This is a genomic window from Pseudomonas sp. NFR16 (assembly GCF_900108875.1).
In the GTDB taxonomy this organism is placed as follows: domain Bacteria; phylum Pseudomonadota; class Gammaproteobacteria; order Pseudomonadales; family Pseudomonadaceae; genus Aquipseudomonas.
Map to the genome: position 1 here is coordinate 369,272 of NZ_FNYJ01000001.1, position 25,470 is coordinate 394,741.

The following is a 25,470-nucleotide window of genomic DNA, read 5'->3' on the forward strand; positions in this document are numbered from 1 at the left end:
AGTAGTGCGCCGTCCGGGAATGGCCCGGAAGGCAGCATGTGACATTCAATGCGTCCAGAGGGACGCGATTACCGATTTATTGTTGTTTGACCTTGAGCTTCTCATTGCGCCGGCGCAGCACCTCCAGCGTGAGCAGCATCAGCACGGACAGCACGACCATGATGGTGGCGACCGCGGCAATGTTCGGGCTGATGTTTTCCCGAATGCCGGCAAACATCTGCAGCGGCAGGGTGCGTTGTGAGGGGCTGGCGAGGAACAGCGTCACCACCACCTCATCGAACGAGGTGGCGAAGGCGAACAGCCCGCCTGAAATGACCCCCGGCGCAATCAACGGCAGCACCACCCGAAAGAACACCGTCAGCGGCGGTGCGCCAAGGCTGGCCGCCGCGCGACTGAGATTGGTGTTGAAGCCCTGCAGGGTGGCGTTGACGGTGATGACCACGAACGGCACGCCGAGCATGGCGTGGGCCAGCACCAGGCCCAGGTAACTGTTGAGCAACTGCAGTCGGGCGAAGAAGAAATACAGCCCGACCGCGACGATGATCAATGGCACGATCATTGGCGAAATCAGAAAAGCCATGACCACGCTCTTGAAGCGGAAGTTGCCACGACACAGACCCACCGAGGCCATGGTGCCGAAAATCATGGCCAGCAGCGTCGCGCCCGGGGCGATGATGAAACTGTTGCTGAACGCTTGCCGCCACTCCGCGGAGGCCATCAACTCCTGATACCAGCGCAAGGAAAACCCGTCCATGGGGTAGGTGAGGAACGAGGATGCGTTGAACGACAGCGGAATGATCACCAGGATCGGCACGATCAGAAACAGCAGGATCAGAATCGAGGCAGACACCAGCCCGAAACGGGCGAGTTTTTCGGCAGGGGATGCGTAGGGTTGCAGCATGTCGATTACCTCGCCTGAGTCGTGTTGGTGAGCTTGCCGTAAACACCGTAGAGCAACAGGGTGGCGATCAGCAGCAGGCTGCCCAGGGCGGAAGCCATGCCCCAGTTCACGGTTTTATTGGTGTAGAACGCGACGAAATAACTGACCATCTGATCGGCTGCGCCGCCGACCAGCGCCGGGGTCACGTAATAGCCGATGGCGAGGATGAACGTCAGCAGTCCGCCGGCGGCCAGTCCTGCAAAGGTCTGCGGCACGTACACGCGCCAGAACGCCACGAACGGGTGGGCGCCCAGCGAAATGGCCGCACGCACGTAATTGGACGGGATGCTTTTCATCACGCTGTACAGCGGCAGAATCATGAACGGCAACAGCACGTGGGTCATGGCGATGATCACGCCGGTGCGGTTGAACACCAGTTGAAGGGGGGAATCGACGACACCGAAGAACATCAGCGTGCGATTGATCAGCCCGTCCGATTGCAGCAGTACGATCCACGCCGCCGTGCGTACGATCAATGAGGTCCAGAACGGCAGCAGCACGCAGATCATCAGCAGATTGCTTTTGCCTTCCGGCAGCGTTGCCAGCCAGTACGCAACGGGAAACCCGAGCAGCAGGCAGAGCACCGTGACGATGGCGCCGATGTAGAACGTACGGGCGAAGATATCGACGTAGATCGACTGGTTGGCATCCGCCTTCACGAGGCTGCCCGAGGCCGGGTCGATGCGATGATCGAGCGAGGCCAGCAGGTAATAAGGCGTCAGTTTGGCCGAAGCCTGTTTGAGTGCCTTCCAATAGGTGAGGTCGCCCCAGGCTTTGTCGACGTCGATCAGGGCCTGGCGTTTCGACGCGACGTTTTCATCTGGCAGCTTGCGCAACGTCTTGGTGATGACCGCGCGGTAGTCGGGAATTTCATAGCTCAGGCGTTTGCTCAGCGCCAGAATCTGACCGTTTTCCCTGGCGTCGGCCAGGTCCTTGATCAGCGCGGCGTAGGTGCTTTCATCCGGCAGGGCATTGCCCTTCCATGCGCTCAACGCGGTAGTCGTGGCCGGCATGGCCAGGTTCACGTCAGGGTTGTCGACACTGCGACTGAGCATCGTGCCGATCGGGAACGCGAAGCACACCAGCACGAACAGAAACAGCGGGGCGATCAACGCCAGCGATTTGAGCGTATACGCGCGTCGGGACCGTTTCAGCTTCGCCATCAGGTCGGCGCTGTCCTCGTCGTGCTGCAGCACAATGGCACTCTGGCTCATGATCGGCACCTCAGTGAGCAAGGACGTCGAGCGCACGGATGTGCTCGGGCGCCCATGCGAGGGAAATGCTGCTGCCCACGGTCCAGCCGGGGTCCATCCGGGTCGCTGGCAGCTTGATCATGAAGTCGGGCTGGCCAGCGATTTCGGTGATCATGCGCACGTGGTCGCCCAGGTAGATGTATTCGCGAATGCGCGCGGTCAACGGCGTGCTGCCGGCGGGGCTGACGAGGACCCGTTCAGGGCGGATGCACAGGGTCACGGACTCACCCGGCTTCGCGGCGGTGACGGTGATGGCCTGCACCACGCTGCCGTCCTTCAGGCGTACGCTGGAGTGGCTGGCATCCTGCGCAAGCACCGTGCCGTTGAGCGTGTTGTTCTCGCCGATGAATTGCGCGACGAAGGTTTTCGTCGGGTTTTCATAAATGGCGGCGGGGCTGTCGATCTGCTGGATCACGCCATCGTTGAACACCGCCACACGGTCGGACATCGTCAGCGCTTCGCTCTGATCATGGGTGACATACACCACGGTCAGGCCCAGCTGTTTGTGCAGGTGCTTGATCTCCAGCTGCATGTGTTCGCGCAGCTGTTTGTCCAGCGCGCCGAGCGGTTCGTCCATCAGCACCAGCTTGGGCTCGAAGACCAATGCGCGAGCCAGCGCGACACGTTGCTGCTGACCGCCGGACAATTGCGCCGGATAACGCTTGGCGAAGGCTTCAAGCCTGACCATGTCCAGCGCGCGACGGACTTTTTCCGCACGCTCGATGCGGTTCATCTTGCGCACCGACAGCGGAAACGCGAGGTTTTCCTCGATGGTCATGTGCGGAAACAGCGCGTAGTTCTGGAACACCATGCCGATGTCGCGCTTGTGCGGCGGCAGGTTGTGCAACGGCTTGTCTTTGAGAAATATCTCGCCCTGCGTGGGCGTTTCGAACCCGGCGAGCATCATCAGGCTGGTGGTCTTGCCTGAGCCGGAAGGGCCGAGCAGGGTGACGAACTCGCCTTCCTTGATGTCCAGGTTGAGGTCTTTGACGACGGGGCGGAAGCCGTCGTAGGTCTTTTGAATATTCTTGAAACTGACCAGATGCTGCATGTCGCGGCCTCATTCAGGGAGTAGGCAGGGTCTGTCGTCGCTGCTCATCTGCCTGTTCCCGCAAAATGAAGAGCAATCCGTGGTCGCACTTCGCGAGCGACGCGAGGTGGCGATCCTTCAAGTGTGAAGCCGCCGCCCTGAAGCGGGCGGCGGCGAATCGAGCGTTACTTCTGCGCGATCCAGGCGTTGAAACGCTCGGTCAGCGACTCGGTGTTGTCGACCCAGAACTCGACGTCCAGCGGCAGCGCCGCGGCCAGGTTGTCCGGAGTGGTGGGTAGATCGGCCTTCAGGTCCGCAGGCACCAGGTCATTGGCTTTCTTGTTGGGCAAGCCGTAGGCAATGAACTTCGGCAGTTTCGACAGGTTTTCCGGCTTGCTTGCAAACGCAATGAAGTCCATCGCGGCGGCCTTGTTCTCGCTGCCCTTGAGCACGGTCCAGGAGTCGATCGCCGAGACACTGCCGTTCCAGAGGAACTGGAAGTGCTTGCCTTCGTTGCGGTTGAAGCCGGTGATGCGACCGTTGTAGGCCGAGCTCATGACCACGTCGCCGGCTGACAGCATCTGCAGTGGCTGGGCGCCGGCTTCCCACCAGACGATGCTGGATTTGATGCTGTTCAGCTTGTTGAAGGCGCGGTCGACGCCTTCGGGCGTGCGCAGCACCTTATACACGTCTGCAGGCTTGACGCCGTCCGCGATCAGGGCGAATTCCAGGGAGTATTTCGGGCCTTTGCGCAGGCCACGTTTGCCGGGGAATTTGCCGGTGTCGAAAAAGTCGGCCCACGAGGTCGGCGCGGTTTTCAGTTTGTCGGCGTCCCAGGCCACGCCGGTGTTCCACACGATGGCGCCGACCCCGCAGTCGTTTACCGCTTCAGGAATGAAGTCGGCCTTGTTGCCGATCCTGGACCAGTCGATTTTTTCGTAGAGCCCGGAATCGCAACCCAACGCGAGGTCTTCGGCCTCCACTTCGACAACGTCCCAGTTCGGGTTGCCCACTTTCACCTTGGCGTCGAGCACCCCAACGCCACCGTCCCAGCTCTGGTCGAGGACTTTCTTGCCGGTCTGCTCGCCAAACGGTTTGAAGAAAATCTCCCGCTGTGCGTCCTGGAAGTTTCCGCCCCAGGACACGATGGTCAGGTCGCGAGCGCTTGCAGACTGGGCGACGGCCAGCCCGGCAACGGCAAACGCGAGAGCGGCTAGAGCGTGGCACGGCTTGTGCTTCTTGTGCATTTGAAACCTCGACGCAGATGATGGGTGTGTGGGTGGTAAAAATATTTACCACTGCGAAATCTGCGAAGCAAGTTTTATTTGCTGGCGCCTTCCTGAAATCCGAACTGCCTGCGTTCGGTAAGCGATTGATTTTCCTCGCCCGACACCCGATATTCACCGGGGCCATCTTGCGCGACTTGTTAGCCGCGCTTTTTGCGTGGCGCGCCCCGGGCACATCGCCCCGTCATGGCTTGTTACTTTTGCGCTTGTCAGCCGAGCCGTGTTGGTGCGAAATACCCAGCACGGTGCGCCGCTGGCCGTTCATTCCGCCTTGCCGCCTGCATATCCAGACGCCGCACGCCGTACCGGGCAGCGTTCATTCGAGGAAAAATCCGTGACCGATACACCGGCGATCAGCCGCAACCCCCACGCGCCGGAAGAGCCGCCTGAAGAGCCGATCACCCCTGAAGACAGCGCCTCGGTGGGCGAGCGCCTCAAGGCCCTGCGCCAGAGTCGCGGTCTTTCGATCCGTGGCCTGGCCGAGCTGGCGGGCGTACCGCATGCCACGTTGTCGATCATCGAACGCGACAAATCCAGCCCTTCGGTGAGTATCCTCAAGCGCCTGCTCAAGCCGCTGAATGTCACCCTCAGCGTGTTTTTTTCGGATTCGGCGGTGGTCGACCGCGCGGTGTTCTACAAAGCCAGCGAACTGGTCGAACTCGCGGACGGCAAGATGCTGTCGTACCGGCAAGTGGGCGCGAACCTGGCCAACAGTTCGATGATGATCCTGCACGAGCGCTACGAACCCGGTGCCGACACCGGCCAGGAAGGCGAAGAGCTTTACTCTCACGAAGCCGAGGAGGGCGGCATCATCATCGAAGGCCGGCTGGAAATGACCGTCGGCGATGAGGTGCGCGTGCTGTCGCCCGGCGACGCCTATTATTTCGACAGCCGCTTGCCACACCGCATGCGCAACCCGTTCGATGAAGTGTGCGTAGTGGTCAGCGCGGTCTCGCCTCCGACCTTCTGATGCTCTCGGCCCATGCTCATGCCCACGGCTGAGCCTTGAGCCGGTCTTCCAGAAAATCACGGAACACCCGAATGCGCGGGCTCAAGTGTTTCCGGTTCGAATAGATCAGATAAATCGGCTCCTGGTCAGGCACGCTGAAGTCAGTCAGCAGAGGGATCAGACGGCCCTCGCGGAGATCGGCGCCGATGTGAAACTGCGCCAGCCTGACGATCCCTGCGCCGCTCAAGGCCATTTCCCGCAGCAGGTCACCCTGCGAGAACACGGCCTTGGGCGTGATCGGCACCGTGCGGATCACGCCCTCCGGGCTGAGGAATTGCCAATTGTTCCACGCACTGTGAAAGCCGAAATTGAAGCAGTCATGCCCGAGCAGGTCGTCAGGCCGGGTTGGCGTTCCCCGGCGCGCCAGATACTCCGCTGACGCGCACGTGACCCACGCGCTTTCCCCGATTTTGCGCGCGACTCTCGAGGAGTCGGGCAGGCCGCCGCTGTGAATGGCGATGTCCAGACCCTGATCGAACAGGTCAACGTATTGCGGGCCAACCTGCACATCGACGGTCAAGCCGGGGTAGGCCGCCAGAAAGTCAGGCAGCCAGGGCAGGATCTGATGCTTGGCGAACGTCGTCATCGTGTGGATACGCAAGGCGCCGCTCACGCGGTCCGGGAACGCGTGCGCCAGCGAGTCGGCCTCGGCCATGGCATTGATCACCGCCCGCGCGCTCACCCGGTAGGCTGCACCTTCGTCGGTCAGTGTCAGGGTTCGGTTGCCACGCTGGAACAGTCGCACCTGCAGCCGGTCCTCGAGCCGCGTGATCAGCTTGCTGATGGCCGAGGGCGTCAGGCCGTTGGCCCGTGCAGCCGCTGAAAAGCTGCCATGTTCAGTCGCCCACATAAAGGCCAGCATCTGAGAATAATTGTCCATTTGCACGCTCGTGACAGGCTGCGATGGTCACGCAGCCTGCCAGCAATCAACCCTTCGAACAACCGGCTCGCCCTGCGCTCCGGACGCAGATATCAGCGAATGAACTGCTGAATATAGTCGTCCGGCAAGCCCAGCGAGGCGTAATGCTTGCGCGCCGCTTCCAGCTTGGTGAACACGTCTTCGTAGCCCACCGCGACACCTTGCGGATCGACGTAGGTGTAGCCGCCCTGGACGTGAAACCAGGTAATCATTTCATCGACGCCTTCAGGCACGAACAGGGTGTGGGTTTCGCCCGGCGGTTCGTAGGCAAACGAACCCTGTTCGGCGACCCAGTCGTGCTCCAGGTAATACCAGCGGCCCTTCAGCACCAGCGCATGAACGCCGCCGCTGTGACGATGGCGGGACAGCACACCGCTCTGACGGACGCGCAGCAGGTTAATGTAGTAACCGCCGGTGGTGCTCAGCAACAGTGGCTTGAAAGACACCGATGCGGTGACCGGCACCCAGAGCGCGTCATCTTCCAGCCAGTCGGTCAGGACGCCGGGGTGAACCATGTCCGGCGTCATGAACGGCACTTGTGGCAGTTGATAGGGAATCGCGAGTTCGTCTGGCTTGGTGGGCGTGCTCATCGGTCTGCTTCCACGGTCGATTATCGAAAGTCCCGGCGACTTGAATGGCCGGGTCGAGAACAGAGTAGGCCAGCAACGCCTTCGGGAGAACCGTCCGGCGGGCACAGTGGCTGTGAACCTACGTCACAGCAGAAGGGCTGATCAGGTTATGGGTTTGCCGGATGAGCGCAGCCAGCGAGCGGACAGATACAGCGCTAGCTCAGGCCCGCCCCCGGCTTTCCTGGACGATCCTTCCGGCATCGCGTCCCGGCGGCAGGCCAAACACCTTGGCGTAATCCCGGCTGAACTGTGTCGGGCTTTCATAACCCACCTCATACGCGGCGGCCGTTACGCTTCTGGCGCTGCCCACCATCAACGTGCGGGCCTGAAGCAGGCGCACGCGTTTTTGATATTGCAACGGACTGAGCGTGGTCACGGCCTTGAAGTGGCGATGAAACGCCGACACGCTCATGGCCGCGCGCTGCGCCAGATGCTCCACCCGGAGCGGCTGAGCGAAGTCCCGGCGAATCCACTGAATCGCCTTGTTCACGCGTGCCATGGCGGTGTCCGGTGCCGCGATTTCCCGCAGCATCCAGCCGTGCGGGCCCTGCAGGACGCGAAACAGGATTTCGCGTTCATAGGCCGGCGCGAGCGCCGTGATCGCATCGGGATCGCCCATCAGGCGCAACATGCGCACCCAGGCGTCCATCAGTTCCGGGGTCACTGCCGCCACCGAGAAACCGGGGTCGCTGTCGTGGCGTGCGGCAGGTTCAGGCAGGTCCGCGAGCAACGTCGCGAGGATCACCGGATCCAGCGTGAGGCTGACCGCCAGATAAGGTTCACCGGTCGCAGCAGGGTGCACCGTGCCGATGGCCGGCAGTTCGATGGACATCACAAAATAGGTGGCCGGATCGTAACGCAGGGTCCGGTCGCCCACCGTCATGCTCTTACTGCCTTGCAGAATCAGGTTGATCATCGGGTCATACACCGCAGCCAGCAGGTGTTCCGGGATCTTCCCCTGGACCATGGCGACACGCGGTATGCCGGTCTCGGTGAGACGGTTCTCAGCGGCGGCAGTCAGTGTACGAAGTTCATTCAGTTGATTTTCCATGGCCGCCATGCTGACGGCTGCGTGAGCACAGGCGCAAGTGAAAAGCAGAAACAGGCAGGATCGGAGCAGGAACGGCTGCGTTCGCCTGCGCCGATACGCCTACCGTGAACGCTCTTTCAGCAACCCTCGTGGAGAGCATCATGGGCGTCATCGTCATTACCGGAGGCAGCCGTGGCATCGGTGCCAGCACCGCCAGACTGGCGGCCCAGCGCGGCATGGGCGTCATCCTGACGTACAACGATCAGCCAGAGGCGGCGGCAGATGTCGTGCGCAGCATCGAGGACGCCGGTGGCCAGGCCGTCGCGCTCAAACTCGATGTCGCCGACACCGGCAGCTTTGCAGCTTTTCGGGCAACGCTCGTCGGCACATTGAACAAGCATTGGGGCGTCGACAGCCTGACCGGGCTGGTCAATAACGCAGGTTACGGGCTGTTCAATCCGCTTGAATCGGTCACCGAGGCGCAATTCGACGGCCTGTTCGACGTGCACCTCAAGGGCCCGTTTTTCCTCACGCAGGCCTTGCTGCCGTTGCTGGCGGAGCAGGCCAGCATCGTCAACCTCACCAGCGCCACGACGCGGGTGGCCACCGCTGGCGTCGCGCCGTATGCGGCGTTCAAAGGTGGACTGGATGTCCTCACCCGGTACATGGCCAAGGAGTTCGGCGAACGACGCATCCGTGCCAATGCCGTTTCACCGGGCGCCATCCGCACCGATCTGGGTGGCGGACTTACAGACGAATTCGAAGCCTTGCTGGCTTCGCAGACGGCACTCGGCCGTGTCGGCGAGCCCGATGACGTGGCGCGTGTCATCGTCATGTTGTTGAGCGAAGAGGGCGCGTGGATCAACGCGCAGACCCTGGAAGTCGCGGGCGGCTACATCATCTGATAGCAAGGGGAAACACATGCTGGATCATATTTTTCTGACGGTCAGCGACATCGCCCGATCCGTTGGATTTTACGAAGCGACGCTGTTGCCGCTGGGCATCACTGCCCGGCTGGATTACGACGGCAAGGATGGCCCACCTGACCATCCGGACCTCAAGGGCTTCGGCGCAAACGGCCGCATGTTCTTCTGGCTGCGCGAGGGCGTGGTGGAAGGCCGCGCCGCTCACGTGGGGTTCATCGCCGACAGCCAGGCGCATGTGCAGGCCGCCTATGCCGCCGCCATGGCGCACGGTGCTATGGACAATGGCGCGCCCGGCGCGCGAGTGCATTACGACCCGGATTATTACGCCGGCAATGTGCTTGACCCGGACGGCTATAGCCTGGAATTCGTCTACAAGAAATGGCAGCACGGCGCATGAGTACATTGCCGGCGAATCCATTCGCGCCTCCGGTGGCGTTCGGGGCGTGGGCTATTGATCGCGGTTGGTTGATCGAAGCAGAGGCTAGTCGAAGCAAAGGCTAATCGAAGCAGAGCCGAATTCGAGCAGGACCACAGGCAAGGTAGCTGACTGGCCAGCGTCAGGCAGAACGTCTGGCCAGTCTGGGCGCTGAATCAGGAACCGCTGCCGGAGCGAGTGCCGGAAGTGCCAGTGCTGTCGGAACTCGATCCCGCGCCGGACGGTGTTTTGTTGCCCGGGCTTGAATTACCGCCGCTGCCGGCCTCACCGCCGGAGCCTGGCAATGCGGTGCCATTGGTGTTGGCGCCGTTGGTGCCACTTGGGCGCGAGGAACTGTCAGACGTCGAACCGCTGGTGCTGCTGCCACTGGAAGTGCCCGAGCCGGTGCTGCTGGTGGCGGCCATCAACGGCATTGACAGCGCGCAGGTCAAGCCGGCGATAGCGAATGCAAAACTCATCTTGTTTTTCATCTAGTAAGCCTCTTCGCAAGAATGAACAGAGGTCAAAGCTGGCAGGGTTGCCAGTTGCTCTCAGTGTGTGACTCATGGGGTGTGCAGAAGAGTTTGTAAAAATAAATAATCCGCGATGAACGGTCGGGTGCCAGCGTTATGAGCAAATGTTTCCCTGCGTCGAAAAAAACCGTGATTGATATATGCACCACTGATCAACTAGAGTTGCGGGTACTCACCGATATCAGGAGCTACACATGTCCCGCCTTGCCGAATTCCGTAAACTTGAACAGCAGCTCGCCGCGCAACTGGCCGAGCTTGAAACGCTGAAGAACGATTCCGGCCTTCAAAAGGAGATCGAGTTCGAAACCAAACTGCGTAACTTGCTGGGCGAGTACAACTTCAGTCTGCGCGAAATCGTCAGCATCCTCGAGCCGCAGTCCGGCAGCCGCAAGGGCGCACCTGCAGTCGCCGAGAAGTCCACGCGCAAGGCGCGTTCGGTCAAGGTCTACAAAAACCCGCACTCGGGCGAGCTGGTGGAAACCAAAGGTGGCAACCACAAGACGCTGAAAGCCTGGAAAGCCGAATACGGCAGCGCCGAAGTGGAGTCCTGGTTGTCCAAGTAACGCCAAGGCATTCGCCATCGCTTCGAGGACAACAGTCCCCACGATGTAAAATCTGCCAATGGCAGTTGCAAAAGAGGCGCTCCAAAGAGCGCCTCTTTTTTGCCTGATCGATGGCGCGCGTCCATCGAGCGTGCATCGCGCGCAGGGATGCCCTGCGTCCCTTTCTCCCCTCGAACTTTTGCAAATAAACCGTTCGTCTTCCGGTGCATTCTCGGACGAAATTATCCGGTTCTGGCTGCCTCGAAACTCCTGATACATCAGCCCTGCGTCTTTTTAAGTCGCCAATCAATATTATCGAGGAGTTCAATCATGACCCATTGCATTCGTCATCTGGCGCTTGCCGCAGTCTGCATCTTCAGCAGCGTGAGTTACGCAGCCGAAGAACCCAGCGTCACGCTCGATCGTCCTGGCGCGGGGGTGAAGCAGATCAAGGAGGGCGATAACGTGCCTGATGAATATCAGCGCGAGAGCCTGGCGCTCAAGGATTGGCAACAGCGTCACCTGAGTGCGCCGGGCAAGAATGAGCAATGGGTGGAGATTCAGGATAAGTATGCGCTGGTCAATATTCCGACCGGTACCATCAAGCAGATGGTCGATAAATCAAAGGTCAAGCCGTAAGCCGACTGTTTGCGTTCCGAACGCCTTGCCCAATAAGGGCAGGGCGTTCGGCGGCAAAGAACTGTTGAATCAGTTAGCGGCATTACCACCGTGGGCTTTGGCCAGGGCCTTGGCTTGTTCAAGGTGCGCTTTCAACTTGGGCAGCGTCGCAGTGGCGAACGCTTTCAGGTCGGCATCCTTACCATTGGCAGCTTCTTCTTCGAACAGTTTGATGGTCGCTTCGTGAGCATTGACCTGGTTATTGGCGTACGCCTGATCGAACGACTTCGCGCTGCGCAATTCAAGAATCATGGATTTTGCCTTGTCCATTAACTGCGCGTGAGTCGACACTTCGAGCTTTTTGGAATCAGCCAGCGACTTCAACTTCTCGTTGGCGGCGGTGTGGTCTTTCACCATCATGTCAGCAAACGATTTCACGTCAGCCGAGGTGCCTTTTTCCTGCGCCAGTTTACCGGCCTCGACTTCGGCCACGCCTTTGGCTGAGGCATCTTCAACGAAGTCGTCGCTGTCCTGAGCGGCATAGACGGCTTGAGCGCTCAAGGCAATGGCAAGTGCAAGTGCGGAAGTCTTGATGAAATGGGCCATGGGTTCGTTCCTTCTCTGATGTTGTTTTATAGAGGATGGTTTGGGCAATGATTGCCTTCATGATTTCGGACTTGGCCTTGGCGCGTTCGTTCAGCGTTTTTAGCGCAGGGCGCGTGCGCAACGCTGCGACAGGGTGACCTGACGTTTGCATGCCTGCTTATCGACTGCTCGTCCTGTTCGCGCATGAACTGAATGAACTTCGTCAATGGCCACGCATTCTCAAGAGGACACAGAGCACTTATGACCCTTCGCTGCTTGAGGTCGTTATAGGTAATGACGGGATGCAGTGGAAAAAGGTCTGACACCATGCGATCAGCAGCAGAATGCCAGGTGGGAAAAAATGTCTGCGTAGCGTTTCGACCCCGGTATGCAAAAGCGTGTGGAATATGAAAACCGTTCTGATCGTTGACGACGAATATCTGATCGCCGACATCCTCAGTTTTGCCCTCGAGGATGAGGGCTTCATGACCGTTACGGCCACCAGCGCGTTAAAGGCGCTTGAAATATTGGGGCGTGAGCGCCCGGACCTCATCGTCACTGACTTCATGATGCCCGGCATGACGGGGCTGGAATTTGCCGAGCAGGTCAAACAGAACGCGGCCTATTTTCCGACACCGATCGTGTTGATGAGCGGCGCGCAGGCGCACTTGGGCACGGCACGGCCGGATCTGTTCCTGGAAGTGTTCGAAAAGCCGTTCGATATCGCTGCGATGGTCGCCAGGATCAAGTCATTGCTGCATTCCTGACGCCCATCGCAACGCCATGCGTTCAGCCTTTACTGTGCTCCTGAGAAGTGGGGCCTTTCACGATGCCTCTCGGGCCGTAGAGGCCCCAGACGATCCAGCCTGCCACTGGCAGCGCAAACACCAAAACGATCCACCCCAGCTTCGTCGCCGCCGTTTTCTGGCTGCGTGACACGCTGTAGGCGATCCATGCATCGATCAAAAGGACGACGATCAGGACGCCCAGATTAAATATTGTCATTTCCATCACAGAGACCTCCGCAGGTTGAGATACCTGTTGAGAGTCGTCGAACGTTCAACGGTTTGAAATACCGGCAGCCATGCTGACAAGCGGCCGCCGCGTCGCCGTATCCACCTTGCCGCCCCGGCAGATTTCCGGACCAATAAATGGAACTCGCCTCAGCACTTGCTGCCAAATTGCCACTAGTGCTCCTCAGAGGCGAGTTCCATGCTTGAATCCCGTGCCGTTACGCTCCTCGCAACCTTCGTCGATGAACTGGCGTACACCGTCGCGCCGCTGGATTTCACGGCACTTTTGTATTTGCGTGACCGCGGCTACGTGGACGTTTCCATTCAAGGGGGCAGTGTGGTTGCGAAGCGTACCGCTCAGGGTAACCGGTTCGTCAGCGACAGAACGTCGGTTCGCGCGGCGAGACGCAACAGCTGATGCACGTTAGACCTCGACCCAGGAGCCGCGCCCACAGCGGCGCGTCCGAGGCGGGATCACGTCGTGCCCAGCGATTCACGGGTGGCGACGGTATGGTCCACCAGTCGAATGCTGTTGCGACCGCCGCGCTTGGATTCGTACAGCGCGGCGTCGCTCTGTTCGATCAACGCCGCGAGACTGGCGGGCGGCTGCACGAACAGATTGGCGCCGATGCTCAGCGTGACCGGCTCCGGCGTGCTGAACCCCTGCGACGCGGCTTTGTGAAACTGCTCGCGTAACGTGTTGCACAGTCCCAGAATGCGTTCGCTTGAGGCGTGGCTCAGCAGGATCACGAACTCATCGCCGCCCAGTCGCGCCGCCAGTGAGCCTTCGGGCAACACCGCGCGAATCATCTCGCTCAGGGCGATCAACAAACGATCGCCTGCGGTGTGGCCATACAGGTCGTTGACCGGCTTGAAATTGTCGATGTCCAGCAGCAGCAACGCGCCAGGCCGGTCGGCACTGACGTCTTCCAGCAGGCGCGGCGCCCGGACCTCCAGCGCGCGGCGGTTGTACAGCGCTGTCAGCGGGTCGCGAGCGGCCAGGCGCGCAATGCGTTTTTCCCGCCGATAGCGCTCCGAGCCTGTCATCGACAGCGCGATGAGCATGATGGCAATGGCGCCTTCGACCAGCGAAATCTGGATGATCTCGCCACGAAATGCCGCCAGGTCAATCAGCGTGCCCGGCACCACGGCCGTCACTGCCTTGGCAAAGTAGAAAATGCCGTGGGCGAGCAACACGTAGCGCAACTGCACCGCGCCCTCGCTCAGCGAACGGCCATGGGGCCGCAGAAGGAAACTGGCGCGCAGCATCAGCAGTGTGATCAACAGCGAATTGGCGACCAGCATGACTTTCGACCACCAGGGCTGGTCCGGCAGAAACAGCAAGCCGAGCCAGACCACGAAGATCAGGTACCAGGCGCGTGACAGCCGCGCTTCGGTAAAGCGCGCCACGCCCAGCAGGAACAGAAAGTGGGCCGTCACCAGCAAGCCGTTGGCAAACCAGATGCCGATAATCAGAATGCCGCTGCTGCGTAACAGCGCCAGCACGCAGCCGACGCTGATCGTGGCGAACCCGGCGCTCCAGAACAGCAGCGACGGCTCGCGGACATTGCGCCATTCCACTGCCAGATACAGCGCGGCGGCTGCGGCCAGGGCGATCGAGAGGGTCAACATCGTGGTGGGATCGAGCGCCATAGACTGCCTGGTTAATCTGCTGTGCGGTAAAAAGTGGCGATTGTAAGCGTTTAGGCAAGATTTTCGGAGGGTCCGTTTGTCTCTTCATTGATCCCCTGCAAGTGCCACCGGAACATCAGATAGAATGATGCACCTGTCCGGCCAGGTGCGATCCGGAGCGCAAGCGAGGCGGCATTGATCGAGCGAAGAGAGTTCAGCGGATGCATGAAGGGCAAGAACCTTCGTTATCTGGATCAGAAGAAACAGCCAGTGGCGCAGACCCGAGCGGGCTTCCTCCTGCTCGAGCATTTTTCACTGCCGGCCTTCACCCAGGCGCTGGATACCATCGTCACGGCGAACCTGCTTCGCCCCAAGCTCTTTTCGTCCCGCACGTTCGGTCTGCAGGACGGCGAGGTGACCAGTGATCTGGGTCTGATCATCCGCCCTGACGCGCGGCTGGATGCGCTGGCCCTCAGAGAGCTCGACCTACTGGTGATCTGCGGCGGCTATCGGACCGAACTCAAGGCCAGTGAAGAGCTGATCCATCTGCTGGTGAGCGCCGCGGAGCTTGGGCTCACCCTCGCCGGTCTGTGGAACGGGGCCTGGTTTCTCGGTGCCGCGGGCCTGCTCGAAGGTTACCGGTGTGCCATTCATCCCGAGCACCGGGCAGCGCTGGCCGAAATCTCCAAAGGCGCACGCGTGACCAGCGAAGCCTTTGTGGTGGATCGCGACCGCCTGACCGCCTCCAGCCCGGCAGGGGCTTTCCACATGGCGCTCGAGTGGATCAAAGGGCTGCACGACAAGGCGTTGATTGAGGGCATCGAAGACATTCTTTCCTTCGAAGAGTCGCGCTACAGGCGCATCAAGCCCACCCGTCACCTGTCTGTCAGCGCGCCACTGCGCGAAGTCGTCAATCTGATGGATGCCAACCTGGAGGAGCCGCTCGAACTGGAGCAACTGGCCGCTTACGCAGGGCGTTCCCGGCGACAGATCGAGCGCTTGTTCAAGGAACAGCTGGGCACCACACCCCAGCGCTATTACATGGAACTGCGCATCACCGAAGCGCGGCGTCTGTTGCAGCACACCGAGCTGTCGCAGGTTGAAGTGCTGGTCGCCTGCGGCTTCGTCTCGCCCAGTCATTTCAGCAAATGCTACAGCGCCTACTTTGGCTATCGGCCCTCAAGGGAAACGCGTCTGGTGAAGTGATGATACGGCGGGCAGGAATCAGCCGTATTCGTTGAGGGGGTTGCTGCGCAAGCGTGTAGGCTTGGCGCAGTCTGGATCGTGAGAGTATTGATGAGTGAAATGAGCACCAAGATCATTACCGTCGAAGGTCATGCCGCTCTGAAAAAAGAGCTGGATTACCTCTGGCGCGAACATCGTCCGGACATCACCCAGAAGGTGACATGGGCGGCTTCGCTGGGTGACCGCAGCGAGAATGCGGACTACCAGTACAACAAAAAGCTGCTGCGCGAGATCGATCGCAGGATCCGTTACCTGCGCAAACGTCTTGAGGACATGCGCGTCGTCAGCTATTCACCCGAGCAGGAAGGCCGGGTGTTCTTCGGCGCCTGGGTGGAAGTCGAGGACGAAGAGGGCGAGACCAAGAAGTTTCGCATCGTCGGGTATGACGAGATCTACGGGCGCATGGATTACATTTCCATCGATTCACCCATGGCCAGGGCGCTGCTGAAGAAAGAGGTCGGCGACGAGGCAGCGGTGCCCGTTCCCGCAGGCACCAAGCTCTGGTGGATCACCCACATCGAATACCCGAAATAACCCCCAAGCTCGGCAGGGCGGCCGCGCCGGCACTCACGGCCCGGACGCGCCGCCCTTGCGCAATCAACCTTCCCGAAGCACGGTCAGCGGACTTGCGTTGAGCGCCCGGCGCGTGCCGAATACGCCCGCGCCGCCCACCAGCAGTGCGCCGACCAGCGGCAGCAGCAGTAACCAGACGTGCGGGTGCCATTGCAGGTTGAAGGCATAGCGGTAGAGCGCGAAGCTCACCAGCTCGCACCCCAGTGCAGCCAGCACGCCACTGACGGCGCCCAGCAGTCCGAACTCGATGCGTCGCGCTTTGGTCAGCAGCGCGCGGTTGGCGCCCAGTGCCCGTAGCAGCGCGCCTTGGCGGATACGCTCGTCGAGCGTCGCCTGCAACCCGGAGAACAGCACCGCAAGGCCTGCCGCCAGCACGAACAGCAGCACGTACTGCACGGCGAGTGTGACCTGATCGAGAATGCTGCGCAGTTGCTCGAGCAACGCCTCGACCTGAAGGATCGTCACGGCCGGGAACGCCCGCGACAGTTCAACGATCTGCTGATCGTTGCCCGGCGCAAGATAGAAGCTGGTCAGGTAAGTGGTGGGGACATCCTCGAGGGTGCCCGGCTGGAAGATCACGAAGAAATTGGGCTGGAAGGTGTCCCATTTGATGTCGCGCAGGCTGGTGACCTTGACCTCTCGACTGACCCCGCCAATCACAAACCCGAGGGTGTCGCCCAGCTTCATGTTCAGGCTCGCGGCCAGCTTGGCCTCCACGGAAACGCCCGGCGTGACGCCCTCGGCCGGCAGTTGATCATTCCACCATTGGCCTTGGGTGATGCTGTTGCCTTCCGGCAATCGTGACGACCAGGTCAGGTTGAGGTCACGCTGGGTCGCGTTTTCGCCACGGGAATCCTTGGTGACGAACTTGCTCACCGGTTCGCCGTTGATGGTCATCAGGCGGCCCGGAATCATCGGGTACAGCGGCGCGCTGTGGCTCGACAGGTGGCCCATGCGCTCAGCGAAGTTGTCCTTGTCGTTGGGCAGGATGTTCAGCGCAAAATAGTTCGGCGCGTCCTTGGGCAACTGGTTTTGCCAGGTGTCGAGCAATTCGCCGCGCAGCAGCGCGATCAACCCCATCGACAGCAGGATCAGACCGAACGCCAGCGATTGACCGGCCGCCGCCATCGGGTGGCGCAAGAGTTGGCCCAGGCCCAGGCGCCAGGGCAAAGAGGCGCCGGCCAGCAAACGGCGAAGGCTGCGCAGGGCCAGCAGCAGGACCGCGCCAAGCACCAGCGCGGCAATCACGCCACCGCCGAGCAGGGCGAAGGTCAGCACCAGGTCCAGACTCAAGCGCCACATGATCAGGCCCAGTGCAAGCAGGGCCGCGCCGTAGACCAGCCAGGTGCTCGCAGGAATCGGCAGCATGTCGCGGCGCAGCACGCGCAGCGGCGGCACGCGCCCGAGCGCCGCCAGGGGCGGCAGGGCGAAACCGGCGAGGGCGACGAGCCCGGTGCCGATCCCTGCGAGGGCCGGCAGCCAGCCGCCGGGAGGCACGGCAGCGGGCAGAAGACTGTCGAGCAGGTAAAACAGGCCAAGCTGGGCGAACCAGCCGAGCAGGGCGCCGACCACACTCGCGGCAATGCCGAGCATGGCCAGTTGCAGGCTGAACAGCAGCAACGCTTCACTGCGCGATAATCCGAGGCAGCGCAGCAGCGCGCTGGCATCGAAACGCCTGACCGCGAAGCGCGCCGCCGAGAGGGCCACTGCGACGCCCGCCAGCAGTACCGCCACCAGACTCGCCATGTTCAGGTAACGCTCGGCCTTGCCGAGCGCGCCGCCGATCTGCTGATTGCCGTCGCGGGCATCGTCGATCTTCTGGTTCGGCGCCAGGCCTGGTTCCACGGCCTTGCGGTATGCCGCGAGTGCCTGCGGCGTGCCGCGCCAGAGGTCCCGATACGTCACGCGGCTGCCGGGCTGCACCACCTTGGTGGCCTCAAGGTCAGCCATGTTGATCATCACCCGCGGCGTCAGGCTGTAGAAATTACCCGCACGATCCGGCTCGTAGGTGAGCACGCGGGTCAGCTTCAAGGTCTTGGAGCCGACGTCGATGCTGTCGCCGACCTTGAGCTCCAGCGCCACCAGAACCCGCGCCTCGGCCCAGGCTTCACCCGGCTGCGGCTCGCCGCCGCTGACCTCCGGCTGATACGGCGCCTCGGCGCTTTTCAACTCACCGCGCAGAGGGTAAGCCGCGTCGACGGCCTTCACGCTGGCCAGTTGAATGCCGCTGTCGGTGGCAACGACGCTGGAGAAAATCACGATGTGCGAATGATCGAGCTTCAGCGCAGTGCCTGCCTCGATCTGTTCGGGTTTGGCCGGCGTGGAACCGCCAAGGATGAGATCGGCGCCAAGGAACTCGGTGGCGCGCAGCAGCATGGCGCTGTTCAGGCGCGCCCCGAAATAACCGATGGCGGTGCTCGCTGCGACCGCAACGACCAGGGCGAAGAACAACACCCTCAGTTCCCCGGCGCGGGCATCGCGCAGAAGCTGGCGGACGACAAGACTGAGCAGGCGGGCGAACGGCAGGCGTGCCATCAAGGCTCCAGAGGGGCGGCGAGTCGGCCACCTTCAAGTCGAATCAGGCGCCGGCAACGATGGGCCAGGCGTTCGTCATGGGTCACCAGCACCAGGGTCGTATTGCGTTCCTGATTCAACTCGAACAACAGGTCGCTGATGCGCTCGCCGGTGTGGCTGTCGAGGTTACCGGTGGGCTCATCGGCAAACAGCACGTCGGGATCGGCGGCGAAGGCACGGGCGATCGCGACCCGTTGCTGCTCGCCGCCGGACAGCTGGCGTGGCGTGTGGGTCAGGCGTTGGCCCAGCCCGACCCGCTCAAGCAGGTGTCGGGCGCGATCCCTGGCGTCCTTGCGACCTTCCAGCTCCATGGGCAGCATCACGTTTTCCAAGGCATTGAGGCTGTCGAGCAACTGAAAGGACTGAAACACGAATCCCACATGTTCGGCACGCACCCTGGCGCGCTGATCTTCATCGAGCTCGCTCAGGTTGCGGCCCGACAGGACCACCGAGCCGGCGCTCGGCAGATCCAGGCCGGCCAGCAGGCCCAGGAGGGTGGACTTGCCCGAACCCGATGCGCCCACGATGGCCAGCGTGTCGCCCTTGTTTAGTTCCAGGGAGAGTTCGTGCAGGATGGTCAGGTCACCTTCGGTGCTCGGGACCACTTTGCTGAGGTGCCGGGCACTGAGAATACTTTCGCTCATGGAGAATCCGATGCGTGCGTGGTTTTTAAGTGCTGGCCTGGGTTTGCTGCTGTTGTCTCAAGGAGCGATGGCAGGCACGGTGCTGATCGTTGGCGATAGTATCAGCGCCGCTTTCGGCCTGGATACCCGCCTGGGGTGGGTCAGTCTGCTGGAGCAGCGCCTGGCGGATCAAGGTTACAAGGACAAGGTCGTCAATGCGTCGGTCAGCGGCGACACCAGTGCCGGCGGCCAGGCGCGGCTGCCGGCGCTGCTTGCAGCGCATAAGCCGGATCTGGTGATCCTCGAACTGGGCGGCAATGACGGCCTGCGCGGCCAGCCGCCGGCGCAATTGAAACAAAATCTTGCATCGATGATCGACAGCTCGCGGGCCGCCGGTGCGCAAGTGCTGTTGCTGGGCATGCAGATTCCACCCAATTACGGCGCCCGCTATACCGATGCGTTCAAGCAGGTATACGCCGACCTTGCGGCCGAGAAGAAGGTCGCGCTGGTGCCGTTCATGCTGGAAGGCGTAGGCGGCCATCCCGAGTACACCCAGGCCGATGGCCTGCATCCGGCGGCCAACGCTCAGGGCAAATTGCTCGAAAACGTCTGGCCGCAGCTAAAACCGCTACTTTAAAGGGCTGCAGGCCTTTTCTGGACGGGGGCTTTCGGCTAATGTGGCGCCCCCGAACTGGAGCCCCCGATGCCGCGCCGTCCCGCCTGGTCACTTTATGCCTATCAACTGATCGAGCCTGACGAGCAGCTTGACCTGTTCGCCTGCCAGGAAGTGCTTGTGCATCTGGTCGCGCGGCAGCTGGAACTGGCAGGTTCCGCCGACCGTACGCTGTGCGGCACGCTGTTGCCCGCTCAGCCGCGCTGGTCGGGGGTCGAGCAGGCGATTTACCAGGACGAGCGCCTCTGTCCGCTGTGCCGCGCGATCATCGATGCGCAGCGACGCGGGATGCACCCCATCTGGCCTGAACTCGAAGCAGGCGTGTAAGCCGTCGCGCCCACTCCCGAAGCCGTTGGCGCGCGTGTACAATCGCGCTCATTCAAGCCTCCCGTTTACCCAAGGATTCCCGGATGTTGTCGCGCATTCCAGCTTTCGCCCGCTGTCTGTCGCTTGCTGCACTGTGTGCGGCCGGCCCTGTTTCTGCTTTGGAATTCCCGTTGCCGCCACCGGGCGAGGACATCATCGGGCAAGTCCAGACCGTGACCGCCCGCTACGAAGACACCTTCGCCGATCTGGGCACCCGTTACGATCTGGGCTATCTGGAAATGATCGCGGCCAACCCGGGTGTCGATGCCTGGCTGCCGGGCGCCGGTACTCAGGTGGTCCTGCCGACGCGTTTCATCCTGCCGCCGGGCCCGCGCGAGGGGATTGTCATCAACCTCGCCGAGTACCGTCTGTATTACTACCCGAAAGGACAGAACGTGGTGTACACGTTCCCGCTGGGTATCGGCCGCGAGGGCTGGGGTTCGCCGGTGTCCACCACCAAAGTCACGGCCAAGACGCCAAACCCGACCTGGACGCCACCCGCGTCAGTCAAGGCCGAGCACGCCGCAGACGGCGACATCCTGCCCAACGTTGTGCCGGCAGGTCCGGACAACCCGCTGGGGCCGTTCAAGTTCGGCCTCGGCCTGCCGGGCTACCTGATTCACGGCTCCAACAAGAAGTTCGGCATCGGCATGCGCACCAGTCACGGCTGCTTCCGCATGTACAACAACAACGTACTGCAAATGGCGGACATGGTGCCGGTGGGCACCACGGTGCGGATCATGAACGAGCCGTACAAGTTCGGCATCAGCGGCGGCAAGGTCTATCTCGAAGCGCACACGCCGCTGGACGAAAGCGGCAACCCTTCGGTGGTCGACAAGCACACGGCCGTCATCAATGCGTTGCTCAAGCGTGAAGACCTGGCCAATAACCTGCGCATCAACTGGGATGAAGTGCGTGACGTGGTCGCCGCCGAAGACGGCATGCCGGTGGAAATCGCGGTGCCTGGCACGCCGGCGCCGGTGGTCAGCAGCGCGCCGGTGACCTTGCAGTAACGACGCGGCGCTCCAGGCCCGGCTATCAGGCTCCGCAGCGGAGCAGGGTGGTCGGGCTTTTTGATGCCTGGGCGCGTCATGCAGGCAATAAAAAAGCCGACCCGTAACCGGGTCGGCTTTTTAACAATCCCAAAGGGACTATTACTTGCGGCTTGCCTTGTCCAACATGCGCAGAGCGCGCTCGTTGGCTTCGTCAGCAGTCTGCTGAGCTTTCTGAGCAGCAGCCAGAGCTTCATCAGCCTTGCGATAGGCTTCATCAGCACGAGCTTGTGAACGAGCGGCTGCGTCTTCAGTAGCAGTCAGACGAGCTTCGGTTTCTTTGGATGCGCTGCTGCAACCGGTAGCCAGAACTGCGGCCAGGGCCAGAGCAGAGAATTTCAGAACGTTGTTCATCGTGTTCCCCTTAAAGGACTTCTATCAAGTTAGTCATCTCTCGAAAGTGAGAAAATGACCGGCGTACATAGTACCCATTGTTTGTAGTAAGTAAACGGACCCAACGCAAGAACTGCATAAAATTCTTTGCTTTGAAAGTGTTCCGAGCGACTCCTCACGTTTTTTATCGCAAAAAACCATCGCTGTCAGGCGCAGTCGCCTGCCAGGGATTCGGGCGCAGTCGGTGACGCTTAAATGTGCCCATGGGTGCCGAAGTCGGTCCGCAGTGCCTGATCAAATCCCGAATAGGATTACATCGAATCGCAGGCGACCTTTTTTGTATAGACGATGATCGTTACAGGCGCATCCTTGACTGTGTTTTTAGTGACTTTGCCGTGAGAAGGGCGTCTCAATGGACATTCGTCGGCGACGTCAGGTTCAACCGAAAGAGCGGTCAGATGTGCGGCAGCGCATTTGCTGTTGATTCCCTTGAGCAGATTCGACAATGGTGCCTACTATTTGCAGGTGCTCATTTGTTTGAGAACAGCAAAGCTCTTCTCGGTGTCCAAACAGGCACAGGGTGGCGTAGAGGTTCCTTCGCCGGACAAACATCGGTAAGGTAGGGGTCAAAATCCAAGACCCGCGAGGAGTAGTGATGAGCGAGGCGTTGTCCATCCACCATGACGAGACCGGTCACCAGTTCGAGGTGAACATTGACGGTCATCGTGCCTATCTGACGTATATGGACCTGGGGAAACAGACCCTGGATATCTATCGCACCTTCGTCCCCAATGCATTGCGTGGACGCGGTATTGCAGCGGCACTGACCGAAGTGGCGCTCGATTATGCGGACAGCATGGGCTACACCGTGATCCCGTCGTGCTCGTATGTGGAACGTTACATGGAGCGCAATCAGCGTCAGGCCGCAAAGATCTGACCTGAGACTGAATGAAAAACGCCGAGCATCTGCTCGGCGTTGTCGTTTCTGGCGTCCGGATCAGCCGCGCTGGCGCTTGGGCAAGACGTCCTTGAGCTTGGCGTGCATGCTGCGCAAGGTTTTCTCGGTGCTGTCCCAGTCGATGCAGGCATCGGTGATCGACACGCCGTATTGCAGATCGGCCAGATCTTTGGGAATGGCCTGGCAGCCCCAGTTCAGGTGGCTTTCGACCATCAGGCCGATGATCGACTGATTGCCTTCGAGAATCTGGTTGGCGACGTTCTCCATGACCAGTGGCTGCAGCGCCGGATCCTTGTTGGAATTGGCGTGGCTGCAATCGACCATGATGTTGGCCTTGATCTTCGCCTTGTCCAGCGCCTGCTCGCACAGGGCGACGCTCACCGAGTCGTAGTTCGGCTTGCCGTTACCGCCGCGCAGCACTACGTGGCCGTAGGCGTTGCCCTTGGTGGTGACGATGGACACGCCACCTTCCTGGTTGATGCCCAGGAAACGGTGCGGATTGGAAACCGACTGCAGGGCGTTGATCGCGACGGTCAGGCCGCCATCGGTGCCATTCTTGAAGCCGACGGCGGAGGACAGGCCCGAAGCCATTTCGCGGTGGGTCTGGGATTCGGTGGTGCGTGCGCCGATGGCCGACCAGCTGATCAGATCCTGCAAGTACTGCGGGGAGATCGGGTCCAGTGCTTCGGTGGCGGTCGGCAGGCCTTTTTCGGCCAGATCCAGCAGCAGCTGACGACCGATGTGCAGACCGTCCTGAATCTTGAAAGAGTCGTCCAGATACGGGTCGTTGATCAGGCCTTTCCAGCCGACAGTGGTGCGCGGTTTTTCGAAATACACGCGCATGACCAGATACAACGTGTCGGACACCTCGGCCGCCAGCGCTTTCAGGCGGTCGGCATATTCGTGGGCGGCCTTGATGTCGTGGATCGAGCACGGCCCGATCACGATGAACAGGCGGTGATCCTTGCCATCGAGAATGTCGCGGATGACTTCGCGGCCCTTGCTGACAGTGGCTTGCGCGGCTGCAGTGAGCGGAATTTCGCGTTTGAGCTGATCCGGAGTGATCAGTGTCTCGTTGGAGGCAACGTTGAGGTCGTCAATCGGTAAATCAGCCATCGTGTTACTCATCAGGTCACGGATGCTGGCCGCCAGCGTCCCCGTGCGGCGGAGCCGAGCATTAAGGAGCGCAACGGGGGAGCGGAACCTTAGCGCGTTCGCCGGTACTTCGACAATGGGTAATGGCCGCTTTCGACCAACAAACAGGGCTTTGCAGGGCGCACCGGGCAACCGGCCGCCGCGAATGACCGGAATTTGCAAAGCTGGCCTCCGGCAGAGATATAGTGTGCAGCCTGAAACGGGGGAATCACGTGGATCAATTGCAACTGACAGACTTCGACGTCGATCGGCAGCTGTTGTCATTGCCGGGGACGTCGCTGCTGATTTTCACCAGCATCGGCTGTGCCAGCTGCCGTTGGGCGCGGCATCATCTTCCCGAGCTGAATCTTCCCATCGAGCGAATAGCCTGGATCGACGCCGAAGAAAACGGCGGTGCGGTAGAGCGCTATGGCGTGTTTCATCTGCCAGCGATGTTTGTCGTGCGTGACGGCGAGTTCTACGGCGCGTTGCGCACGCAGATCGCTGCCGACGCGATCATCCGCGGCCTGGATCAGGCACTGTCCGGCGAACCTGACGAATTACCATAAGGGGCGTCCATGAACGAAAGCACCACCCAACCCCGTATCGGCATCATCGGCACCGGCGCCATCGGCGGTTTCTATGGCCTGATGCTTGCGCGCGCAGGCTATGACGTGCACTTCCTGTTGCGCAGCGAGTTCAGCGCTGTCTCGCAAAACGGCCTGCGCGTGGACAGTCAGGTGCATGGTCTGCTGACGCTGGAGAATGTTCAGGCGTACGCAAGCGCTGCCGACATGCCGCCTTGCGACTGGCTGCTGGTGGGGGCCAAGACCACCGGAAATGACGGCGTCGCTCCTGCGATTGTCCAGGCGGCTGCGCCCGGCGCCAACGTCTTGCTGCTGCAGAACGGCCTTGGCGTGGAGGACGATCTGCGGGGGCTGCTGCCGGATTCGCTTCATCTATTGGGTGGATTGTGCTTTATCTGCGTCCACCGCAGCGGCCCGGGCGCGATCGTTCATCAAGCGTTCGGCGCCGTGAACATCGGCTATCACAGCGGCCCGGCCGAAGACGCTGCCGAAAGCCTGCGTCGGGTGGAGCAGGGCGCGGCGTTGTTCCATGCCGCGGGCATCGAGTCGGTGGCGATGGACAACCTCGACAAGGCCCGTTGGCAGAAACTGGTGTGGAACGTGCCTTACAACGGCCTGTCGGTGCTGTTGAAGGCGAGCACTACGCCGTTGATGGCCGATCCCGACAGTCGTGAACTGATTCAAGGTTTGATGGCCGAAGTGGTTCAGGGCGCCGAGGCCTGCGGGCATTCGCTGCCGCCGGGCTACGCGCAACAGTTGTTCAGTGTGACCGGGCAGATGCCGGATTATCGACCGAGCATGTACCACGACTACGTCGAAAAGCGCGCGCTGGAGCTGGAAGCGATCTACGCCAGACCACTGGCCGCAGCGCTGGCGGCGGGTTGCGACATGCCGAAGATCCGGGCGCTGTATCACGCGCTGACGTTTCTTGACCGCAGCAATCGTTGAGCGCACGGCGCAATAGAGGCAGGGCAACGCTGTCGTTGAACTCA

Annotated in this window: 30 protein-coding genes; 16 read left to right on the plus strand and 14 right to left on the minus strand. The window is 61.1% G+C overall.

Annotation, left to right across the window (positions count from 1 at the left end; genetic code table 11):
- Positions 1-76: 76 nt before the first annotated feature.
- The 4 genes from BMZ10_RS01775 to BMZ10_RS01790 all read right to left on the minus strand — a co-directional run bounded on the left by BMZ10_RS01775 (position 77) and on the right by BMZ10_RS01790 (position 4,470).
- Positions 77-901, minus strand: a complete 825-nt coding sequence (locus BMZ10_RS01775) for an ABC transporter permease (RefSeq protein ID WP_093458340.1) — start codon at positions 899-901, stop codon at positions 77-79.
- Between the two features lie 5 nt (positions 902-906).
- Positions 907-2,175, minus strand: coding sequence for an ABC transporter permease (locus tag BMZ10_RS01780; RefSeq protein ID WP_371265932.1), 1,269 nt, complete (start codon positions 2,173-2,175; stop codon positions 907-909).
- Positions 2,165-3,244: an ABC transporter ATP-binding protein gene (locus BMZ10_RS01785; RefSeq protein WP_093458342.1), complete on the minus strand. Its 1,080-nt coding sequence runs from the start codon at positions 3,242-3,244 to the stop codon at positions 2,165-2,167. Before BMZ10_RS01785 ends, BMZ10_RS01780 begins: the two co-directional genes overlap by 11 nt.
- 164 nt (positions 3,245-3,408) lie before the next feature.
- Positions 3,409-4,470 (minus strand): ABC transporter substrate-binding protein, encoded by a 1,062-nt coding sequence (locus BMZ10_RS01790; RefSeq protein ID WP_093458343.1) that lies wholly within the window; start codon positions 4,468-4,470, stop codon positions 3,409-3,411.
- Positions 4,471-4,843: 373 nt separating this feature from the next.
- Between BMZ10_RS01790 and BMZ10_RS01795 the strand changes: the two genes are divergently transcribed.
- Positions 4,844-5,479, plus strand: coding sequence for a cupin domain-containing protein (locus BMZ10_RS01795; protein ID WP_177182024.1), 636 nt, complete (start codon positions 4,844-4,846; stop codon positions 5,477-5,479).
- Positions 5,480-5,495: 16 nt separating this feature from the next.
- Here the strand turns inward: BMZ10_RS01795 and BMZ10_RS01800 are convergent, their stop codons facing one another.
- The 3 genes from BMZ10_RS01800 to BMZ10_RS01810 all read right to left on the minus strand — a co-directional run bounded on the left by BMZ10_RS01800 (position 5,496) and on the right by BMZ10_RS01810 (position 8,117).
- Positions 5,496-6,398: a LysR family transcriptional regulator gene (locus BMZ10_RS01800; protein ID WP_093458344.1), complete on the minus strand. Its 903-nt coding sequence runs from the start codon at positions 6,396-6,398 to the stop codon at positions 5,496-5,498.
- Positions 6,399-6,490: 92 nt separating this feature from the next.
- Entirely contained in the window at positions 6,491-7,027 is a 537-nt protein-coding gene (locus BMZ10_RS01805; RefSeq protein ID WP_093458345.1) for a 2,4'-dihydroxyacetophenone dioxygenase family protein, read from the minus strand.
- Between the two features lie 199 nt (positions 7,028-7,226).
- A complete protein-coding gene (locus BMZ10_RS01810; protein ID WP_093459886.1) occupies positions 7,227-8,117 on the minus strand; it encodes an AraC family transcriptional regulator in 891 nt (296 codons plus the stop codon).
- Between the two features lie 140 nt (positions 8,118-8,257).
- Here BMZ10_RS01810 and BMZ10_RS01815 point away from each other — a divergent pair, with 140 nt between their 5' ends.
- The 5 genes from BMZ10_RS01815 (at position 8,258) to BMZ10_RS27625 (ending at position 11,151) form a co-directional block, all read left to right on the plus strand.
- Positions 8,258-9,001: an SDR family NAD(P)-dependent oxidoreductase gene (locus tag BMZ10_RS01815; RefSeq protein WP_093458346.1), complete on the plus strand. Its 744-nt coding sequence runs from the start codon at positions 8,258-8,260 to the stop codon at positions 8,999-9,001.
- Between the two features lie 16 nt (positions 9,002-9,017).
- A complete protein-coding gene (locus BMZ10_RS01820; protein ID WP_093458347.1) occupies positions 9,018-9,419 on the plus strand; it encodes a VOC family protein in 402 nt (133 codons plus the stop codon).
- 231 nt (positions 9,420-9,650) lie between these two features.
- A complete protein-coding gene (locus tag BMZ10_RS27620) occupies positions 9,651-9,932 on the plus strand; it encodes a hypothetical protein (RefSeq protein WP_177182025.1) in 282 nt (93 codons plus the stop codon).
- A gap of 232 nt (positions 9,933-10,164) precedes the next feature.
- Positions 10,165-10,533, plus strand: coding sequence for a histone-like nucleoid-structuring protein, MvaT/MvaU family (locus tag BMZ10_RS01830; RefSeq protein ID WP_093458349.1), 369 nt, complete (start codon positions 10,165-10,167; stop codon positions 10,531-10,533).
- Between the two features lie 309 nt (positions 10,534-10,842).
- On the plus strand, positions 10,843-11,151 hold the full coding sequence (locus BMZ10_RS27625) for an RcnB family protein (RefSeq protein WP_177182026.1): 309 nt from the start codon (positions 10,843-10,845) through the stop codon (positions 11,149-11,151).
- A gap of 69 nt (positions 11,152-11,220) precedes the next feature.
- Here BMZ10_RS27625 and BMZ10_RS01840 read toward each other — a convergent pair whose 3' ends face one another.
- Positions 11,221-11,736 (minus strand): DUF4142 domain-containing protein, encoded by a 516-nt coding sequence (locus BMZ10_RS01840; RefSeq protein WP_093458351.1) that lies wholly within the window; start codon positions 11,734-11,736, stop codon positions 11,221-11,223.
- Positions 11,737-12,122: 386 nt separating this feature from the next.
- On the opposite strand from BMZ10_RS01840, the gene BMZ10_RS01845 reads away from it, so the two are divergent.
- Positions 12,123-12,482, plus strand: coding sequence for a response regulator (locus BMZ10_RS01845; protein ID WP_093458352.1), 360 nt, complete (start codon positions 12,123-12,125; stop codon positions 12,480-12,482).
- Between the two features lie 22 nt (positions 12,483-12,504).
- On the opposite strand, the gene BMZ10_RS01850 is transcribed toward BMZ10_RS01845, so the two are convergent.
- On the minus strand, positions 12,505-12,726 hold the full coding sequence (locus BMZ10_RS01850) for a PLD nuclease N-terminal domain-containing protein (protein WP_093458353.1): 222 nt from the start codon (positions 12,724-12,726) through the stop codon (positions 12,505-12,507).
- 201 nt (positions 12,727-12,927) lie between these two features.
- Between BMZ10_RS01850 and BMZ10_RS01855 the strand changes: the two genes are divergently transcribed.
- Positions 12,928-13,146 carry a hypothetical protein gene (locus BMZ10_RS01855; protein WP_093458354.1) on the plus strand — a complete coding sequence of 73 codons (219 nt, stop codon included), beginning with the start codon at positions 12,928-12,930 and terminating at the stop codon, positions 13,144-13,146.
- Positions 13,147-13,202: 56 nt separating this feature from the next.
- On the opposite strand, the gene BMZ10_RS01860 is transcribed toward BMZ10_RS01855, so the two are convergent.
- Complete coding sequence (locus tag BMZ10_RS01860) at positions 13,203-14,381, minus strand: GGDEF domain-containing protein (RefSeq protein ID WP_093458355.1); 1,179 nt, start codon at positions 14,379-14,381, stop codon at positions 13,203-13,205.
- Positions 14,382-14,555: 174 nt separating this feature from the next.
- Between BMZ10_RS01860 and BMZ10_RS01865 the strand changes: the two genes are divergently transcribed.
- Together BMZ10_RS01865 and greB are read left to right on the plus strand one after the other, a co-directional pair.
- Positions 14,556-15,566: a GlxA family transcriptional regulator gene (locus tag BMZ10_RS01865; protein WP_256214292.1), complete on the plus strand. Its 1,011-nt coding sequence runs from the start codon at positions 14,556-14,558 to the stop codon at positions 15,564-15,566.
- A 99-nt stretch (positions 15,567-15,665) separates the two neighbouring features.
- A complete protein-coding gene (gene greB / locus BMZ10_RS01870) occupies positions 15,666-16,139 on the plus strand; it encodes a transcription elongation factor GreB (protein WP_093458357.1) in 474 nt (157 codons plus the stop codon).
- A gap of 63 nt (positions 16,140-16,202) precedes the next feature.
- On the opposite strand, the gene BMZ10_RS01875 is transcribed toward greB, so the two are convergent.
- Complete coding sequence (locus BMZ10_RS01875) at positions 16,203-18,713, minus strand: ABC transporter permease (protein WP_093458358.1); 2,511 nt, start codon at positions 18,711-18,713, stop codon at positions 16,203-16,205.
- A complete protein-coding gene (locus BMZ10_RS01880) occupies positions 18,713-19,396 on the minus strand; it encodes an ABC transporter ATP-binding protein (protein ID WP_093458359.1) in 684 nt (227 codons plus the stop codon). The genes BMZ10_RS01875 and BMZ10_RS01880 overlap by 1 nt, the downstream gene beginning before the upstream one ends.
- Before the next feature lie 10 nt (positions 19,397-19,406).
- Here BMZ10_RS01880 and BMZ10_RS01885 point away from each other — a divergent pair, with 10 nt between their 5' ends.
- The 3 genes from BMZ10_RS01885 to BMZ10_RS01895 all read left to right on the plus strand — a co-directional run bounded on the left by BMZ10_RS01885 (position 19,407) and on the right by BMZ10_RS01895 (position 21,427).
- Positions 19,407-20,012 (plus strand): arylesterase, encoded by a 606-nt coding sequence (locus BMZ10_RS01885; RefSeq protein ID WP_093458360.1) that lies wholly within the window; start codon positions 19,407-19,409, stop codon positions 20,010-20,012.
- Positions 20,013-20,078: 66 nt separating this feature from the next.
- Positions 20,079-20,375, plus strand: a complete 297-nt coding sequence (locus BMZ10_RS01890; protein ID WP_093458361.1) for a hypothetical protein — start codon at positions 20,079-20,081, stop codon at positions 20,373-20,375.
- An 83-nt stretch (positions 20,376-20,458) separates the two neighbouring features.
- The gene (locus BMZ10_RS01895) at positions 20,459-21,427 is read left to right on the plus strand and encodes a L,D-transpeptidase family protein (RefSeq protein WP_093458362.1); all 969 of its coding nucleotides are present in this window, start codon (positions 20,459-20,461) and stop codon (positions 21,425-21,427) included.
- Positions 21,428-21,568: 141 nt separating this feature from the next.
- Here the strand turns inward: BMZ10_RS01895 and oprI are convergent, their stop codons facing one another.
- On the minus strand, positions 21,569-21,820 hold the full coding sequence (oprI, locus tag BMZ10_RS01900; protein WP_003199355.1) for an outer membrane lipoprotei OprI: 252 nt from the start codon (positions 21,818-21,820) through the stop codon (positions 21,569-21,571).
- A gap of 634 nt (positions 21,821-22,454) precedes the next feature.
- Between oprI and BMZ10_RS01905 the strand changes: the two genes are divergently transcribed.
- Positions 22,455-22,736 carry a GNAT family N-acetyltransferase gene (locus BMZ10_RS01905; RefSeq protein ID WP_093458363.1) on the plus strand — a complete coding sequence of 94 codons (282 nt, stop codon included), beginning with the start codon at positions 22,455-22,457 and terminating at the stop codon, positions 22,734-22,736.
- A gap of 60 nt (positions 22,737-22,796) precedes the next feature.
- On the opposite strand, the gene BMZ10_RS01910 is transcribed toward BMZ10_RS01905, so the two are convergent.
- Positions 22,797-23,873 carry a 3-deoxy-7-phosphoheptulonate synthase gene (locus BMZ10_RS01910; RefSeq protein ID WP_093458364.1) on the minus strand — a complete coding sequence of 359 codons (1,077 nt, stop codon included), beginning with the start codon at positions 23,871-23,873 and terminating at the stop codon, positions 22,797-22,799.
- Positions 23,874-24,124: 251 nt separating this feature from the next.
- Between BMZ10_RS01910 and BMZ10_RS01915 the strand changes: the two genes are divergently transcribed.
- Together BMZ10_RS01915 and BMZ10_RS01920 are read left to right on the plus strand one after the other, a co-directional pair.
- Complete coding sequence (locus BMZ10_RS01915; RefSeq protein ID WP_177182027.1) at positions 24,125-24,460, plus strand: YbbN family protein; 336 nt, start codon at positions 24,125-24,127, stop codon at positions 24,458-24,460.
- 9 nt (positions 24,461-24,469) lie between these two features.
- Positions 24,470-25,426 carry a putative 2-dehydropantoate 2-reductase gene (locus BMZ10_RS01920; protein WP_093458366.1) on the plus strand — a complete coding sequence of 319 codons (957 nt, stop codon included), beginning with the start codon at positions 24,470-24,472 and terminating at the stop codon, positions 25,424-25,426.
- Positions 25,427-25,470: the final 44 nt, after the last annotated feature.

What these genes read in the sequence shown, in the direction of transcription:
- BMZ10_RS01775 (WP_093458340.1), bottom strand. Translation starts at nt 901, where the DNA reads ATGCTGCAACCCTACGCATCCCCTGCCGAAAAACTCGCCCGTTTCGGG.
- BMZ10_RS01785 (WP_093458342.1), bottom strand. Translation starts at nt 3,244, where the DNA reads ATGCAGCATCTGGTCAGTTTCAAGAATATTCAAAAGACCTACGACGGC.
- BMZ10_RS01790 (WP_093458343.1), bottom strand. Translation starts at nt 4,470, where the DNA reads ATGCACAAGAAGCACAAGCCGTGCCACGCTCTAGCCGCTCTCGCGTTT.
- BMZ10_RS01800 (WP_093458344.1), bottom strand. Translation starts at nt 6,398, where the DNA reads ATGGACAATTATTCTCAGATGCTGGCCTTTATGTGGGCGACTGAACAT.
- BMZ10_RS01805 (WP_093458345.1), bottom strand. Translation starts at nt 7,027, where the DNA reads ATGAGCACGCCCACCAAGCCAGACGAACTCGCGATTCCCTATCAACTG.
- BMZ10_RS01810 (WP_093459886.1), bottom strand. Translation starts at nt 8,117, where the DNA reads ATGGAAAATCAACTGAATGAACTTCGTACACTGACTGCCGCCGCTGAG.
- BMZ10_RS01815 (WP_093458346.1), top strand. Translation starts at nt 8,258, where the DNA reads ATGGGCGTCATCGTCATTACCGGAGGCAGCCGTGGCATCGGTGCCAGC.
- BMZ10_RS01820 (WP_093458347.1), top strand. Translation starts at nt 9,018, where the DNA reads ATGCTGGATCATATTTTTCTGACGGTCAGCGACATCGCCCGATCCGTT.
- BMZ10_RS01830 (WP_093458349.1), top strand. Translation starts at nt 10,165, where the DNA reads ATGTCCCGCCTTGCCGAATTCCGTAAACTTGAACAGCAGCTCGCCGCG.
- BMZ10_RS27625 (WP_177182026.1), top strand. Translation starts at nt 10,843, where the DNA reads ATGACCCATTGCATTCGTCATCTGGCGCTTGCCGCAGTCTGCATCTTC.
- BMZ10_RS01840 (WP_093458351.1), bottom strand. Translation starts at nt 11,736, where the DNA reads ATGGCCCATTTCATCAAGACTTCCGCACTTGCACTTGCCATTGCCTTG.
- BMZ10_RS01845 (WP_093458352.1), top strand. Translation starts at nt 12,123, where the DNA reads ATGAAAACCGTTCTGATCGTTGACGACGAATATCTGATCGCCGACATC.
- BMZ10_RS01850 (WP_093458353.1), bottom strand. Translation starts at nt 12,726, where the DNA reads ATGGAAATGACAATATTTAATCTGGGCGTCCTGATCGTCGTCCTTTTG.
- BMZ10_RS01855 (WP_093458354.1), top strand. Translation starts at nt 12,928, where the DNA reads ATGCTTGAATCCCGTGCCGTTACGCTCCTCGCAACCTTCGTCGATGAA.
- BMZ10_RS01860 (WP_093458355.1), bottom strand. Translation starts at nt 14,381, where the DNA reads ATGGCGCTCGATCCCACCACGATGTTGACCCTCTCGATCGCCCTGGCC.
- greB (WP_093458357.1), top strand. Translation starts at nt 15,666, where the DNA reads ATGAGCACCAAGATCATTACCGTCGAAGGTCATGCCGCTCTGAAAAAA.
- BMZ10_RS01875 (WP_093458358.1), bottom strand. Translation starts at nt 18,713, where the DNA reads ATGGCACGCCTGCCGTTCGCCCGCCTGCTCAGTCTTGTCGTCCGCCAG.
- BMZ10_RS01880 (WP_093458359.1), bottom strand. Translation starts at nt 19,396, where the DNA reads ATGAGCGAAAGTATTCTCAGTGCCCGGCACCTCAGCAAAGTGGTCCCG.
- BMZ10_RS01885 (WP_093458360.1), top strand. Translation starts at nt 19,407, where the DNA reads ATGCGTGCGTGGTTTTTAAGTGCTGGCCTGGGTTTGCTGCTGTTGTCT.
- BMZ10_RS01890 (WP_093458361.1), top strand. Translation starts at nt 20,079, where the DNA reads ATGCCGCGCCGTCCCGCCTGGTCACTTTATGCCTATCAACTGATCGAG.
- BMZ10_RS01895 (WP_093458362.1), top strand. Translation starts at nt 20,459, where the DNA reads ATGTTGTCGCGCATTCCAGCTTTCGCCCGCTGTCTGTCGCTTGCTGCA.
- oprI (WP_003199355.1), bottom strand. Translation starts at nt 21,820, where the DNA reads ATGAACAACGTTCTGAAATTCTCTGCTCTGGCCCTGGCCGCAGTTCTG.
- BMZ10_RS01905 (WP_093458363.1), top strand. Translation starts at nt 22,455, where the DNA reads ATGAGCGAGGCGTTGTCCATCCACCATGACGAGACCGGTCACCAGTTC.
- BMZ10_RS01910 (WP_093458364.1), bottom strand. Translation starts at nt 23,873, where the DNA reads ATGGCTGATTTACCGATTGACGACCTCAACGTTGCCTCCAACGAGACA.
- BMZ10_RS01920 (WP_093458366.1), top strand. Translation starts at nt 24,470, where the DNA reads ATGAACGAAAGCACCACCCAACCCCGTATCGGCATCATCGGCACCGGC.